The organism is Gimesia benthica, assembly GCF_009720525.1.
Classification (GTDB): domain Bacteria; phylum Planctomycetota; class Planctomycetia; order Planctomycetales; family Planctomycetaceae; genus Gimesia; species Gimesia benthica.
In genome coordinates this window covers 4,513,578-4,527,810 of the sequence record NZ_CP043930.1, presented here as the reverse complement: position 1 = coordinate 4,527,810, position 14,233 = coordinate 4,513,578, and the positions used below count along the sequence as shown (strand labels likewise).

The 14,233-nt window shown below is 54.3% G+C and carries 14 protein-coding genes; 6 read left to right on the top strand and 8 right to left on the bottom strand.

Annotation, left to right across the window (positions count from 1 at the left end):
• Nucleotides 1-45 precede the first annotated feature (45 nt).
• Nucleotides 46-1,026 carry an alpha/beta hydrolase gene (locus F1728_RS17550; RefSeq protein WP_155365184.1) on the top strand — a complete coding sequence of 327 codons (981 nt, stop codon included), beginning with the start codon at nt 46-48 and terminating at the stop codon, nt 1,024-1,026.
• 12 nt (nt 1,027-1,038) lie between these two features.
• Here the strand turns inward: F1728_RS17550 and F1728_RS17545 are convergent, their stop codons facing one another.
• Both F1728_RS17545 and proB read right to left on the bottom strand, forming a co-directional pair.
• Nucleotides 1,039-1,581 (bottom strand): hypothetical protein, encoded by a 543-nt coding sequence (locus tag F1728_RS17545; protein WP_155365183.1) that lies wholly within the window; start codon nt 1,579-1,581, stop codon nt 1,039-1,041.
• 11 nt (nt 1,582-1,592) lie between these two features.
• Nucleotides 1,593-2,738 (bottom strand): glutamate 5-kinase, encoded by a 1,146-nt coding sequence (proB, locus tag F1728_RS17540; protein WP_145044624.1) that lies wholly within the window; start codon nt 2,736-2,738, stop codon nt 1,593-1,595.
• A gap of 283 nt (nt 2,739-3,021) precedes the next feature.
• Between proB and F1728_RS17535 the strand changes: the two genes are divergently transcribed.
• Both F1728_RS17535 and F1728_RS17530 read left to right on the top strand, forming a co-directional pair.
• On the top strand, nt 3,022-4,617 hold the full coding sequence (locus F1728_RS17535; RefSeq protein WP_155365182.1) for an amidophosphoribosyltransferase: 1,596 nt from the start codon (nt 3,022-3,024) through the stop codon (nt 4,615-4,617).
• A gap of 37 nt (nt 4,618-4,654) precedes the next feature.
• Nucleotides 4,655-5,050 (top strand): acyl-CoA thioesterase, encoded by a 396-nt coding sequence (locus tag F1728_RS17530; protein ID WP_155365181.1) that lies wholly within the window; start codon nt 4,655-4,657, stop codon nt 5,048-5,050.
• 125 nt (nt 5,051-5,175) lie between these two features.
• Here F1728_RS17530 and F1728_RS17525 read toward each other — a convergent pair whose 3' ends face one another.
• Nucleotides 5,176-6,189: an acyl-CoA desaturase gene (locus tag F1728_RS17525; protein WP_155365180.1), complete on the bottom strand. Its 1,014-nt coding sequence runs from the start codon at nt 6,187-6,189 to the stop codon at nt 5,176-5,178.
• 605 nt (nt 6,190-6,794) lie between these two features.
• Between F1728_RS17525 and F1728_RS17520 the strand changes: the two genes are divergently transcribed.
• Nucleotides 6,795-7,721 (top strand): hypothetical protein, encoded by a 927-nt coding sequence (locus F1728_RS17520; protein WP_155365179.1) that lies wholly within the window; start codon nt 6,795-6,797, stop codon nt 7,719-7,721.
• On the opposite strand, the gene F1728_RS17515 is transcribed toward F1728_RS17520, so the two are convergent.
• Entirely contained in the window at nt 7,718-8,230 is a 513-nt protein-coding gene (locus F1728_RS17515; RefSeq protein ID WP_155365178.1) for a hypothetical protein, read from the bottom strand. The genes F1728_RS17520 and F1728_RS17515 overlap by 4 nt on opposite strands.
• Before the next feature lie 262 nt (nt 8,231-8,492).
• Here F1728_RS17515 and F1728_RS17510 point away from each other — a divergent pair, with 262 nt between their 5' ends.
• On the top strand, nt 8,493-8,816 hold the full coding sequence (locus tag F1728_RS17510) for an ABC transporter (protein ID WP_145044641.1): 324 nt from the start codon (nt 8,493-8,495) through the stop codon (nt 8,814-8,816).
• 25 nt (nt 8,817-8,841) lie between these two features.
• Here F1728_RS17510 and F1728_RS17505 read toward each other — a convergent pair whose 3' ends face one another.
• A complete protein-coding gene (locus F1728_RS17505) occupies nt 8,842-8,985 on the bottom strand; it encodes a hypothetical protein (RefSeq protein ID WP_155365177.1) in 144 nt (47 codons plus the stop codon).
• 116 nt (nt 8,986-9,101) lie between these two features.
• Nucleotides 9,102-10,673, bottom strand: a complete 1,572-nt coding sequence (locus F1728_RS17500; RefSeq protein ID WP_155365176.1) for a hypothetical protein — start codon at nt 10,671-10,673, stop codon at nt 9,102-9,104.
• A gap of 383 nt (nt 10,674-11,056) precedes the next feature.
• Between F1728_RS17500 and F1728_RS17495 the strand changes: the two genes are divergently transcribed.
• Nucleotides 11,057-12,163 carry a class I SAM-dependent methyltransferase gene (locus F1728_RS17495; protein ID WP_155365175.1) on the top strand — a complete coding sequence of 369 codons (1,107 nt, stop codon included), beginning with the start codon at nt 11,057-11,059 and terminating at the stop codon, nt 12,161-12,163.
• On the opposite strand, the gene F1728_RS17490 is transcribed toward F1728_RS17495, so the two are convergent.
• Together F1728_RS17490 and F1728_RS17485 are read right to left on the bottom strand one after the other, a co-directional pair.
• On the bottom strand, nt 12,141-12,533 hold the full coding sequence (locus F1728_RS17490) for a hypothetical protein (protein ID WP_145044648.1): 393 nt from the start codon (nt 12,531-12,533) through the stop codon (nt 12,141-12,143). The genes F1728_RS17495 and F1728_RS17490 overlap by 23 nt on opposite strands.
• A gap of 3 nt (nt 12,534-12,536) precedes the next feature.
• Nucleotides 12,537-14,174, bottom strand: coding sequence for a HEAT repeat domain-containing protein (locus F1728_RS17485; RefSeq protein WP_194242417.1), 1,638 nt, complete (start codon nt 14,172-14,174; stop codon nt 12,537-12,539).
• Between the last annotated feature and the right edge of the window lie 59 nt (nt 14,175-14,233).

The window sequence follows — 14,233 nt, the reverse complement described above, 5'->3', positions numbered from 1 at the left end:
TACTGTTTTTCAGTTTCAATTTCATAGGAAGTGTTGAGGGGCGCAATGCCGGTTTTCGTAACACGTGTCGTTTTGGGAATCGTTTTTCTGGGAATCGTAGCCTGCCTGATCCCGGACGGGGAAAAAAAGCAGGAGAAAGAACCGGCGCGCCAGCTGAGTTCCATTCCCCGTTCGAATATTGTGCCCCTGCCCAAAGACTTAAAAGTCATCGATGATGTTGTCTATCACCCCGGCAAAAAGACCCGCTGGCGGATGAACCTGGTACTGCCTCAGCAGGCGGAAACTCAACCACGTCCGGCCCTGGTCTTTGTTTATGCCGGGGGTGGTTCAGGCGGAAACAATACGACTCGACACTCTCGGACAGGTCCCCTGCATTACGCCCGCAAAGGGTATGTCTGCGTCAGCCTTTATCATCGTCATTCAGATGACACCCCCTTTGCTGACTGCCTGGAAGATCTGAAGTGCGCCATTCGCTGGATGCGGGCACATGCAGATAAATACCAGATTGATCCGGAACGAATTGGCGCCTTTGGAAATGCGAACGGCGGTTCCATGGTCTGCCTGGTCGGATTGATGAAACAGGGTCAGCAGGTAGACTCAAGTGCCCCCTGGCGCGACCAGTCCAGCCAACTGAATGCATTCTGTGTGACCGCGACGCCGACAGACTACCTGAGCTGGGCAGATGGCATCGAGCATCTCCCGCGGATGATCCATTTGACATGGAAGAACGAAGACGAATTGAAAACGGAAGTCGCGAAAATCTCGCCGATCACTTACGTCCGTGCGGATGCCCCGCCGATGCTTGTGATGCATGGCGTACTGGATCCCTTCGTGGATGTAAGCCAGGCAGACCAGTTCGTGGCTGCGTTGAAATCTGCCGGTGCCCGGGATGTGACTTACTATCGCAGTGACAGTGCCGGCCACGCGGTCTTTTTGAGAGACCAGACCCAGACATTTCCGATGATGGAAGAGTTTTTTGCCCGGACCCTGGGTTACCCCAAGGGTTACAAAGTGGCCCAGAGATAATCTTCGGTCTGCTCAGCGAACGGCCATTGGCTGCAGTTCGTCGCCGGTGATCGGGTTCAGTCGCCGGGCCTCAGTGACCTTCCATTCGCCCCCGATCTGCTGCCAGGTCAGTTCCCAGCGGGTGGGGGCGCGACCGCTGATGCCCCGAAAGGTGGCCGCGCCATTGGCACGAAAATGCGTTTTGGCGATCGAGTCATCGGCCAGCATTTCTGTTTCGACGTCGGTAATCCGCAGATCTCCGTCGATGGTGACTGTATTCAGCGCCAGCATGACCAGGGTTTGCAGCGGAATTGCGCGGGGGCTGATGTAGCCCATTGTCGCATCTACTTGTTTGTGCTGAAATGCATCGGCCAGTGCATACAGGTCGGCTTCGACACGTTCGCGAGGCGTCACGATGCTGATTTCAACCAGATAGGAAACCCCCAGCATGACCAGGGCAATTGCCATGCCCACGAGGTATTTTGACTGTCTCCTCAGATACCACTGGATAAACAGGATGGCTGCAATCACGGAGCAGATGGCAATGGGGGGAATGGCTGTTTCGGTAAACCACATTGAATTGTCTCCTAGACTGCAGGATGATTTTCCAGGACGGCCAGGTTGTCGCGGTGAATCACTTCCGAATAAGGAACTGATCCCAGGATGGAAGCGATCTGATCGGAACGGTGCATGATGATTTTTGCCAGATCGGCGGAATTGTAATTGGTCAGCCCCCGAGCAAATTCTTCTCCGCTGGGACTGACGAGGGTGACTGCTTCGCCGCTTTCGAAAGTGCCATCAATCGAGCGGATGCCGATCGCCAGGAGCGACTTGCCCCCTTCGCGAATGGCGCGGGTGGCGCCTTCATCAAGATGAAAGCGTCCCTTGGGGCGGATGGTATAGCCGATCCAGCGTTTCCAGGCAGAAACCGAGGCACCCTGGGCGTGAAACAGCGTACCGACATCCTCGCCCTGCAGGATGCGATCCAGAATCCCTTCCTGAGTTCCGTTGGCGATAATGACATTCTCACCGACGGCGGTCGCCGAGCGGACTGCCTGCAGTTTTGATTTCATGCCCCCGGTGCCCCGCGAGCTGCTGTCGTCGGTCGCCAGCGCGAGTAATTCGGGTGTCCAGTCCTGCACTGAAGAGATGCGGGTACTGTCGGGAGATTTCGGATCGCCATTATAAAGACCGTCGACGACGGAGAGGATCACCAGCAGCGGCTTTTTGACCAGGCTGGTGACCATAGCGGCCAGGTGATCGTTATCGCCGAACTTGATTTCCTGGATGCTGACGGTGTCGTTTTCATTCACAATCGGGACGGCACCATACTCAAACAGCGTATGGATGGTGTTACGTACATTGAGGTAGCGCGTCCGGTTTTTGAAATCGTTGGCGGTGACGAGCAGCTGGGCGGCATGATAGCCGTGTTTGCGTAAGTAGCGGTCATAGCGACGGATGAGGTGCGCCTGTCCGACAGCGGCGGAGGCCTGCAGGTGCCCCAGATCGCGGGGGCGTTCTTTGAGCCCCAGTAAACCCATGCCGGCACCGATGGCACCACTGGAAACGACGACGACTTTGCGGCCGGTCATTTTGACACGGTGAATCTGTTCGGCCAGCGTTTCGATCCGTGCGGGGTCGAGTGTATCGTCCGGGCAGGAGAGAACGTTTGTTCCAATTTTAATTACCAGCGTTTCCGCTGAGTCGATGACTTCGCGACGGGTTAGACTCACAGTCTGCACTTTTTCCGGGAATCACAAAAAAATTTCAAAGAGGTACTCGCCACCGGGTCCCTATTTCTTAATATTTATATAATATAGAAGTCCGGGGCCGGAGCATAGTTAATCATCAGCGCGAGCATGTCGTAAATCAAAGGGATTTCCTGTAAAACGACGTTTTTCTCTCTCAATTTGCTGATTCTGTTTGACGCTCAAGCAGGGCTCGGGAACAATTTACCGCATAGTTCACCCGGTTCACACTGATTTCGAAACTCTATTTCACGAACTAAGGCAATTTATGTCGGAACTATACCACGAATGTGGAATTGCAGCCGTCTACCATCTTCCCAACCGAGATCCCAGTCCTCTGGCTCCCATGGGCGATCCTGAAAAGACATCGCAACTTATCTCCCGGTTACTGCTGGATATTCAGAATCGCGGCCAGCTGGCTGCGGGAATGACTACGTTTAACCCTGGCCGGAATCAGTTGATCGATACTCACAAAGATGTGGGAACCGTCACCGAGGTCTTCCAGCTGAATCATCAGCAGACCTTCAACAGCCTGATGAAGAAGTATGAGGGCCCCGCGGCGATCGGCCACGTGCGGTACGCGACCTGTGGTAAAGATGACCGCAGTTACGCACAGCCGTTCGAACGGCATCATATTCAGAAATCCAAATGGTTCGCCTTTGGTTTTAACGGTCAGCTGGCCAACTACCAGGAACTCTGCAAGGAAATCCTGACCGAGTCCGACTTCCATCTGGCCCGGGAAACCGATACCGAAATTCTGATGCATTTGATTTCGCAGGAGCTTTCCAAAGAGAATCCTGCCGAGCTGTTCGACATGCTGACCACGCTCAGCAAACGTCTGGACGGTGCTTACAATATTGTCTTCCTGGATGCGTTGGGGAACATGTTCGTTTCCCGCGATCCGGTGGGACTGCGTCCGTTGTGCTATGCCTTTGATGGTTCGCTGTTCGCAGCTGCATCTGAAAGTGTGGCACTGGCCAACATGGGCTTCGAAGCCGAGCAGATCAAGAGCCTGGCCCCCGGTTGTGCGATTGTGATTCAGGATGGCGAACTGAAGATCCGCGAATATGCGAAGCCAACACAGAAGGCACACTGCTTCTTCGAATGGATCTACTTCGCGAATGTCTGCAGTACCCTGGACGACCAGAGTGTGTATATCACCCGTAAACGCCTGGGTGAAGAACTGGCCGAGCAGGAAACCGTGCCCATCGATGAAGACACCATCGTCGTACCTGTGCCGGACACCGCGAAAGCAGCCGCCGACAGTATGGCGTATACCCTGCGGGTGCCCTGTCTGGAAGGCTTGATCCGTAACCGTTACATCGGGCGAACCTTTATCGAAGGGGCCAACCGTAAAGACAAAGTACGGGCGAAATACACGCCGCTGCCAGAAGTTCTGGAAGGGAAGCGGGTACTGCTGGTGGAAGACACCATCGTCCGTTCGACCACAATGAAGGCATTGATCAGCCAGCTGAAGGAACGGGGCCGGGCCAAGGAAGTACACGTCCGCGTAGCCTGTCCACCGATCATTGCTCCCTGTTTTTACGGCATCGACATGTCGACGATCAACGAGCTGTTCGCCCCCAAATTCCTGAACGGTGGCGAAATGAGCCCCGAAGTGGAAGAAGCGATGGCCGAGGCGATTGGTGCCGATACGCTGAAGTATCTGCCCAAGGCTTCGATCGCGCGTGCCGTAGGTCTGCCCGGCAGTTCTCTCTGCCAGGCCTGTATCGATACGACTTACCCGACCGAGTCGGGTCGTCAGCTGTATCAGATCGCGGTAGAGAATTCGCTGAACGATAACGGCGAAGAAGCACACCGGACCTACGATGTGACTCTCTCCAGCAGTCCGGTTCGCTCCTGAGACGCCTTCTGATTTCGACAAAGGATGGTTTTGACTGATGTCTAACTCGCATGAGATCGAAATCCGGGTCCGTTATAACGAAACGGACGCCATGGGATTTCTGCATCATGGCAATTACTTCACGTACTTCGAAATGGGCCGCACCGAGCTCTTCCGTTCCCAGGGTGGTAACTACCGCGAGATGGAAGAGAAAGGCTACCTGCTGGTGGTGGCTAAGATCGAATGCAAATACCGGCTGCCGGCCCGCTACGATGATGTGCTGACGCTGCGAACGACCCTGGAAAAAGTGACCGGGGCCAAACTGGTACACAAGTACGAGCTGTTTCGCGATGGTCAAAGCGTGGCGGTGGCCCAATCGGTGATTGCGTGCGTGGACCGGGAAGGCAATATTCAGCGGATGCCCGCGGCTCTGGAGCAGTTGGGGACAGAGTGAGCTTTCGTCCGGAATCCAGTTTCTGAGTGTGGGTAAAGCTCACCTGTAGAACGATTGAGGTGGCTGCTTCGTTCTGGGTTGTACGCTTCCCCTGACAGTTTCCTGCTCGCTGCGCTCGGCTCGGATTACGTCCGAGCGCACACGTTAAGAGTGACTTCAGTCGACCTGTGCCTGGACTGCCTGCTGTTGTGTAGCGAATTTGGGTGGTTTGACGGCAGTCGCTTTGTCGTTGGGGGAATGGTTTTGACGACCTTCCAGGCGAGACCCAGTTTTTCGAGAACGAGGATTGCGCCGTAGGTCATGTCGAGTTCCCACCACTTGTGGCCGTTCTTTGCCATCCGCTGGTATTTGTGGTGATTGTTGTGCCAGCCTTCGCCGTAGGTCAGCAGAGCCACCCACCAGAGATTGCGGCTGTCGTCGGTGGTTTCATAGTTGCGATAGCCCCAGATGTGCGTGGCTGAGTTCACGAACCAGGTTGCGTGCAGGACGTAGAACAGACGCACGAACATGCCGTAGACGAGCAGGCTGAGGCCCAGTTCTGTACCGCCGGCCCAGTAGCCGATGCCGTAGAGGAGTGCGCCGAGACCCAGGTGCCAGTACAGGAAGGTTCGCTGCAGCAGACGCATGAACGGGTCTTTCAGCAGATCGGGGGCGAACCGCTGATGGGTCGCCTGAATTTCCTCTGCACTGTGAAAAGGAACGAGCCAGAGGATGTGACTCCACCAGCGACCATCGCGGGGCGAATGCGGATCGCCGGGCTGGTCGCTGTGCAGGTGATGTTTACGATGATTGGCGACCCACTGGATTGGAGGCCCTTGCCCTGCCAGCAAGCCGATCAATCCAATCAGCCGATTCATGAACGGATAGGTCTGGAAGCTGCCATGCGTGAGCAGACGATGATAGCCCAGGCAGATACCGATGCCGCCGGTGAGCCAGCCCAGGAACATACAGGTGAAGAGACCGGTCCAGGTGAAGCAGAACGGTGCTGCGAGGACGCCCAGATGAATGGCGACGACCCAACCGATATTCGCCCAGTCAGGTGTTGCATAACGGCCCGACTCAGGCATCTTAGCAGACGTGTTTTCAGGAACAAGAGGATCCGTTTCCGGAGGGGGCACGAGTGTCTGCTGGGAATTCATTCAATAAGACCGATGCTGTCAGAGTGTGGAGTACCAATAAAAAACCGGCCGATTCTAGGGGGATTGGGCAATCGTGTCTATAGTGATGGGGTTTGATGGGAGGAAATCACCCGCAGGGGGTAACGTCTGCTCAGTTTTTCTGTGATTCGTGCTGGTTTTGTGACGTTTTTGAGCAGGTTCTTTCTGTAATCGATGGGATTATTTCTCATGTGTGTCGTTCGTGAGGTTCGTGGCGGCTCCTGTCATGTCTGAGCTGATCAGGGCCTCGCCCGGCGGGCGGACACATGGGTCCGCACCCTGCATTTTCTGGTGAGGTGCGTTGCTGCTGGAATGGCTGAACCCTCTGAGACCTCCTGCTCGCTGCGCTAGGCTCGGACTACATCCGAGCCCATCTATTTTTTTATGTTTATTGATGTGTTTTCACGATCAATGTTGGCGAGCCAGCATTGCCACCGTTTTTTACTATGAGGGTGAGATGAGCAGAATAGTGTATTATAATCGGGATAAGAAATGTGAACCCGAACCGATCTTGCAGAACACGAGGTGCTCCGATGTTGTGGATTTGTCGCGTTGCTGTTTTCAGTTTGATCTGCTGCTGTTTGGCTGTGCCCCTCAGTGCAGAGGAATCTTTTCCGAATGCACGGAAGCCGGCGACGGATGAGGAGCTGAAATACTGGCTGGAGAACATGTCGCTGTATCATCACTATTCACTGGATGAAATGCAGCAGGCGACCGGGCTTTCGAAGCCGGAGATCAAGTCGGCACTGAAACGGTTTGAACTGCAGGAGCGACTCGCACCGGAGCGTAAGCCTGCGGATATCTTGACGGTGAAGCCGTATCCGGGTGGTCGGCATCCGCGGATCGGTTTTCTGGAAGGGGCGATCAACCCTCAGCGGGAGACGAAGATCTCCGTGTTTGCCCCCTGGGATCCAGACAGCTATGTCGTGCTGGATATCCCGGAAGCGATCTGGTCGAACCTGGGTCTGACGTACCTCGCGCACACGCATGTGCCTACCATCTGGACGCAGCAGAATAAGGAACTGCCCCCGCGGGAATGGTCAGTCCATCAAGACGGATCCATGACAGCACGGCGTCGACTGCCCAATGGCATCGAATTTGGAACGATCGTGTTGCCTCTTCAGAAAGCGGTGCTGATGGAGATGTGGCTAAAGAACGGCACCGATGAGCCTCTTTCCAAGTTGCGGGTGCAGAACTGTGCGATGCTGAAGATGATGGACGGTTTCACCCAACAGAGCAATGACAACAAGGTATTTCGCGCACCGTATGCTGCCTGTCGGTCTGCAAAGGGCAACCACTGGGTGATCATGGGGTGGACTCCCTGCTTCAAAGCGTGGGGGAATCAGAAGTGTCCCTGCCTGCACTCGGATCCGATTTTTCCTGACTGTCCGCCGGGAGAAATCAAACGGGTTTACGGTATTCTCACGTTTTATACCGGGACTGACATCGAGGGCGAGTTCAAGCGGCTGGAAAAAGAGAACTGGAAGAAATACCTGATGGAGCGCACGTTTTAGACGCCTGCACCGCCCTGCGTGTTCCGGCGGACGAGCAGTTTTTCCAGACGTGAAATCAGATGCTGTGGAGAGAGTTGATCGCCGTCGACTTCGATGGTTTCCATCACCGCGTCATTCTCCGGCGTCTGAACCAGTAGCACGACGCCCAGTGGGGAGAGCGAATCATAATATCCCTGCCAGGCCTGGAACTGTTCCTCGGAGAGGCTGGCGAGATCGATGCGATAACAGGAAACCGGATGCGTGCGCAGGAACTGCAGCATGGCAGGATCGCGTGAGTAGCGCGCCTCATAAAAGAGGATCAAAAGATCTTTGCTTGATATGGCGCTGATCAGGATGACTTTGCCTTGATCCATGTCACGCTGGATGTGCGGCAGGGAATATTCCTGCCAGGCGATTTCTGTCTGTTGCGGCGGCGGAACCAGAAAAAAGAGCGCTGAAACTGCGATCAGACAGGCCAGAATGCAAGCCAACAGATTTTTATGACAAATAAATGAACTCCGATTGAGCATTTTGTAAGCTTCCCGAATTAAATCATTTTCATCTGAACCTGTTGTTGTCATCATACTTGTGATTCAAGCGGATAGAACTGCCTATTTTGACAGAGAAATCCGCTTTGGGATAATCACAGGAAATTCATCGAACCTTGTGTGAAGACTCGTCGTCTCACCGTTATAATATATTAACACCAGTCTTAAGCCTCAATTCCGTGAGGCACATCGGTCCAATGTTCTGTGACCCGCCGTTTCTTTCTTTTGAACAGGGGGCTCTCTTATGAAGTATCAACTCGTTCTGCAATTCACGGGAACTGTAATTCCTGACTATGATTCACTGGTAGACCTGGAGTCGGTGCTGATTGAACAAATTCAGGAAGATGGCAAGGCGACCGTGGACGGACACGATTTCGGCAGCTCGCAGATGAATCTGTTTCTGACCGTGGATGATCCGGAAAACGTCTTAAGCCGCATTCGTGGAAAGATTGAACATCCACTGATGGAACGTGTGCGTGCCGGCTATCGTAATGTGACCGATAATACATTTCGGGCTATCTGGCCGGAATCGCTGCATGAATTTTCTGTGAAGTCAATTCAGGCCTGAGCGAGTTACTCTTTTTAACTGCTCTTTAGTCTTCCTCTAAAGGTCGATCACTGCAGAACAGGACGAAACGTCCGTCGGGTGACATCGACAGACTGAGCAGTTTCTGATCCTGCTGTCGGGGTTTCAGCCTGCGCGGTGGTCCCGGTTTAGTCAGGTTGATTGCATACAAGGCAGTCCCTTCCGGAGTGCGCCCCGTAAAGACGCAGGTTCCCGTTTATTCAGAGAAGACGGGGCTCCCGGGAACTTCAATACGCGTTGACTCATTGGTCTCACGACCGGCTGATGCTACTTACCGCAGACACTGTATTTGATAAACGGGTACCGGGCTTTGACATCATCACTCAGCGAAGCGGATTGTTCTGAACCAATATCACACCATTTGAGTTCGCGTAACTCGGGCATGGTGGCCAGGAGCATGAGTCGTTTATTGGTCAGTGACTGCGGATATTCGATTTCGAGGGTCTCCACATGGGAGAGCCAGGGCAGCAGATGCGCTGATTCATCAGAGAATGAGAGAGTTCGCACGGTGAGATGCTTGAGTGCGGGCATGCGGGCGAGGTAAATCAGAGTCGACTGATGGAGATTCAGATTACGACAGTAAAAAGATTCGAGCTGATGCAGACGCGTGAGCGGTTCCAGTGCATTGACGTCAGGCAACTTGACAGGTATGTGTACCTGCTGGAGATTGGGGAAGGCGGAGAGCAACTGCAGTGCTTTGCGGGCCTGTCTGCCTTTGAGATGCTCTCCTGAGTCCCAGCCGATGGTCAGCGAGCGGAGCTTCGTATTCTGCTCTGCGAGACGCTCAAGCAGATATTCCATCTCATCCGGAGTGCCGGAAGGGACCTTGAGCACTTCCAGGTTGGGGGCCAGGGCCAGTGCGTCGGCGAGTTTCTGGCGGGGAATGTGTTCCCGGATGGTCCAGTTCTTCAGTCGCTGGTGATCCCCTTTTGTGAGGAAGTTATACATCATGTCCTGGCTGACTTTTCCACAGTCGACTTCCAGTTTGACCAGCGATTCACAGCCGGCCAGTTTTTTCCAGAAGCGTCCGACCTCTTTGGGCTCCAGGTGGATCTGCAGTTTGAAGTCTTCCAGTTCAGAGATATCGAGCAGTTGCTCTGCAGCGATGGTGGATATCTTCTGATCGCCAAAACTGAGATGCAGGCGACGAAGCTGCGCGAGCTCAGCGATGTGTTTCAGGGCTGCTTCATCGAGATGCGAATGCAGGATTTCCAGATCGGTCAATTGGGGGAGATCATGAAGAGCCTCGTACCCGCGTTGACTGATGCGACAGTAGGAAAATTTCACGCTGTGCAGCTTTTCAATCTTTGTCAGCGTCTCCACACAGGCTCCCAGTTCCGGATTAGATTGATCCCGGGTTCCATAGAACCAGATACGTACCGGGAACGGAAGCTGATTAATGTGAGGAATCGCGTTGGTGAGTGCTTCGGTGTGGTTAAAGACTTTCTTGCCGTCGACGGTCTTCTGTGGATTGCCGACCCAGATCGAGAATGGCTCACCATTCCGGGGCAACCAGATTGTCAGTTTCTGATTGCGGATCTGCTGATAGATCCGTTCCAGCGCAGGGTCCTGCCAGGTTTCTGTTTCATGGGTATGTGAGGTACCAGCGGTCTCCGTGATATGCGGGACCCGGCTCGCAAGTATCTGATTGATCTCTTCGAGTTTCCTGGTCCGTTCCAGCACACGAGGATCGGACTGCAATTTGAGAGGCGGCGCAGGAGAACCCTGCTGCTTGTCGGCGACGGCATTTTGTGTTGAATCAGAACTCAACAGAAAACAACCGATCCCTGCCAGCGCAATTACCACGATCGTTGATACTAAAGTCAATTGTCGAAACATAGCCCGCTCTCCCTCTGCCTGCTTCTGAATCCTGTCTCAGATAGTTCCGGCACCGTTTTGAACCGCTCCGTTGCAGGAGCCCGTCAATTAAAAATGTCTTCTCAAATTACTTCATTTCACTAACTGATTGTACACAGCAAAACAGTTGTTGTCCGCCCAGAGTTTAAAGATTTTTTCACACAGATGTCCTGAGAGCACAAGAGAAATCGTATCCTGTTCAAAATCAAGGATTTACAAATGACCCATCAGCAAAACCCGCCGCGAGGTATTCCCCTCCTTTCCCATATCAGCTTTTTTTGAAAAACCCTGTAACAGCTGCTGTGGTTTTGCGCCTGGTAGTCAGTAGAGGACACAAATTCATTTTCTTTGAGGGGAGACTTTGAATGACAACCAGCTATACCACACTGACCATTTCTGAAGATCGGACCGTCGCTTTTGAAAACCAGCTGCAAAATAAGATTAACCAGGGAAGCCTGGCGTTACTGGTCGCATTGGGTTACCGGACGGGACTCTGGAAAGTCATGAGTCTGCTGGAGCATGCCACGAGCAGTGAAATTGCAGCAGAAGCTGGTCTCAAACAAGTGTATGTCGCCGACTGGCTGACGGCCATGCAGGGAGGCGGGCTGGTGGAGTATGATCCAATCTTTCAGACATACCGACTGCCACGCGAACATGCGGAAGTTCTGACCGGCTCCGCCCAATACGAGGAGAGCCTGCGCTGGTTGACACTGCTGGGGAAACTGGAGGACGAGCTGGCAGAGAGTCTGCGCGCGGGAGCACCGCTATCAGACGAAACCCGCGAACAGATCCTGCAGGCACAGAGTGCAGAGCGTTCGACGTCATTTACGAATCAGTTGTTTCAACAGATCCTGCCTTTGATTCCCGGTTTGATCATGCAACTCTGCGAAGGCCTGGATGTACTGGACCTGGGTTGTGGCGATGGTAGATTGCTGCTGGAACTGGCGACCGCGTTTCCAGAGAGTCGGTTTGTGGGTTATGATCCTTCGGCCGAGTTGATTGCACAGGCACGCGAAAGTGCCGCAGCGCAGGGGCTGGAGAATGTCGCGTTTATCGAGCGGGAACTGACAGCCATTCATGCGATCAATGCCTTCGATCTGATCACCGTGTTTGACGTCACCGTGGCGCCGCAGGAACGGGAAGAGATGCTGCAAGCCGTCCAGATGGCACTCAGACCCGATGGTACGTTGCTGCTGAGAGAACTGGCCTGTTCGCGCAGCCGGGAAGAAAATCTGCAGCACCCGCTATCGGCTTTGCTCTTATCCATCTGCAGTCTGCGGAATCTGACCGGAGTCGAGCGTCCAGCAGCGGGTAACGAACGCGGCAGAGAAGCGTTGTGTAGCAGTCTGACAGCAGCAGGGTTGGGAAATCTGGAATATCGCCTGCTGCCCGAGGATGTACTGCACGAGTATTATATCGCGCGACCTGGTGTGGCTGCGGAAACGTCGCTTAGCGCTGAAACAGCTTTTTAGAAAGCTCTTCGTAATAGCGGGCATCGGTCCCGCCATCCGAGGCATGCAGGTGCAGGATGCCGGGATCGATAAACACCAGCGCGGGCTGTTCGTGTGCGTGTTCTTCCGAGGCTTTTAGCAGGTAGCTGATATCCGTACGACTCAATCGATGCGTTTTACACAGATCGTAAAACAGTCCCTGCGGAGTATCGGCGCTGGCCTTCCGCTGAATCTGCAGGTTTTCCCAGAGATAGAGTCCGAGCCAGATGGAACTGATGACAATCGTCGCGGTAATCAGCAACCAGTTTTCCTGCAGGACTCCGCGATTACGAAAGGCACGCGAAACATCATCGGTGTGACCGGCGAGGGTCAGAAAGAAATCATAGGACATCGATTACTCTCCCTTCTCAGTTGCTGATTGGTCAGCGGGTACTTCTTTTGACTTTTCCGGAACCCGGAGGGCTTTGATGGCGACTTCGCGGACACGTGTTTTCTCATCACTTACCAGGTGCAGCAGCGCCTGTCGGGCTTCGGGGGTGGAAAGCGTGCCCAGGATCTCGGCACTGGTACGGCGGACCAGTTCATCCGAATCTTCGGTGAGGGCTTTCAGAGCGGGAATCACTTCTCCGTGCAACTGTAAGACCTGTGCACAGCGGGCAGCCTGAATCCGGCGTTTCTTCAACGGATGTGCCATGGCCCGACTCAAATCGATCAGACAACGGGGATCGAGTTTGAGCAACAGTCTGCCGACAGAGGGACAGACCTGGGGACTGAATTCTTCAAAGTGTTCCAGCACAAAATCGACGTCGAAACTCGCGAGTTCGCGGCGGGCGGCTTCCCGAACTTCTTCGATGGGGCTGTCGATTTTTTCGACCAGCAGATTCATGGCATCCGGGACATGCTGCGCACGGAGCTGGCAGGTCGCCCAGGCCTGTTGCACCGGATCTTCGGAGTCGAGGTTTTCCAGAACCATTTCAGCAACCTCGGCGCGGTCGGGATTACGGAGAATCGAGATCGCGGCTTCCTTGGCGGCCGGGGTTCCATACTGCAGCATCCAGCGCTGTGCCTGCTTCTTACTGGGCAGATCCAGGTCGAGCAGACTGATCAACCGAATGACGCTGGTCTGTAACACAGGCGGAATGCGAGTGAAGTCCTGGTGATCGGCTTCGAGCCAGGCCAGCTTGCCGATCTGTCGGAAGTTGGTCTGCTGCAGTTCCGACGGATGTTCGGGCAGCCAGCGGAGCAGGTGTGCGATGAACTCGGGATCTTCGCGATTCGCGAGTGCCTCCAGGGCTTTAGTGTTGGGATAGCTTACGCCGGTGAAATCACAGATAAGCTGCATCACGCCGACGTGCTTGCTCTCGTGGAGGACTTCTTCTGCCAGTCGTCGCGTCTCCGGATCGGAGTGCCAGAGAATCTTACGAATGGCGGCGTCATCGACATTGCCGAGGATCAGCAGGCTCTCCATGATCTCTTCGGGACGATCGAATTCGGGGAGATTTTCGGAGGCTTTCATCAGCGAACTGAGGATCTCGCGGCGGATCTCTTTGGCGTTCTTCAGAAACGAACGGGAGTAAGCGGAGTCGACGGAGCGATCGAGAAAATGCTCGTACAACAGACCGATCAGATGGCGGAGCGTCTGCGTGGCCAGGTCGGGTTGATGGTTGACCAACCGCTTGTTTTCAAACAGATCGATCAGCGCGGGGATCTGCCTGAAATCGTGGTTCACACGGACGAACTCCAGGCCACAGTACTGCAGCTCCCGGTTGCCGTGCAGCAGACATTGACGGATGGCGGCATCAAGGGCTTTGGTATGTGTTTCCAAAAGCTTGCGGACAGACGGCGAGTGAGTAGCGTACCGCCGGATGACTTCGACCAGACCACGGGCACTCTGCTGCTGGAGCAGCGCAAAGACAGCCTGTTCCTGGATCAACTCGTCTTCGACGTCGAGTGCCAGGATCAAGGCGTTGATCGCATGCGAATTTCTGCTCTGCGCCAACAAGTCAAAGGTTTTAGTAATTGAGGAGGCCATGCTGACTTGAGATCGAATTAAGTGCCTGGATCTGCCAACGCAGCGCAAATCCGGGATTA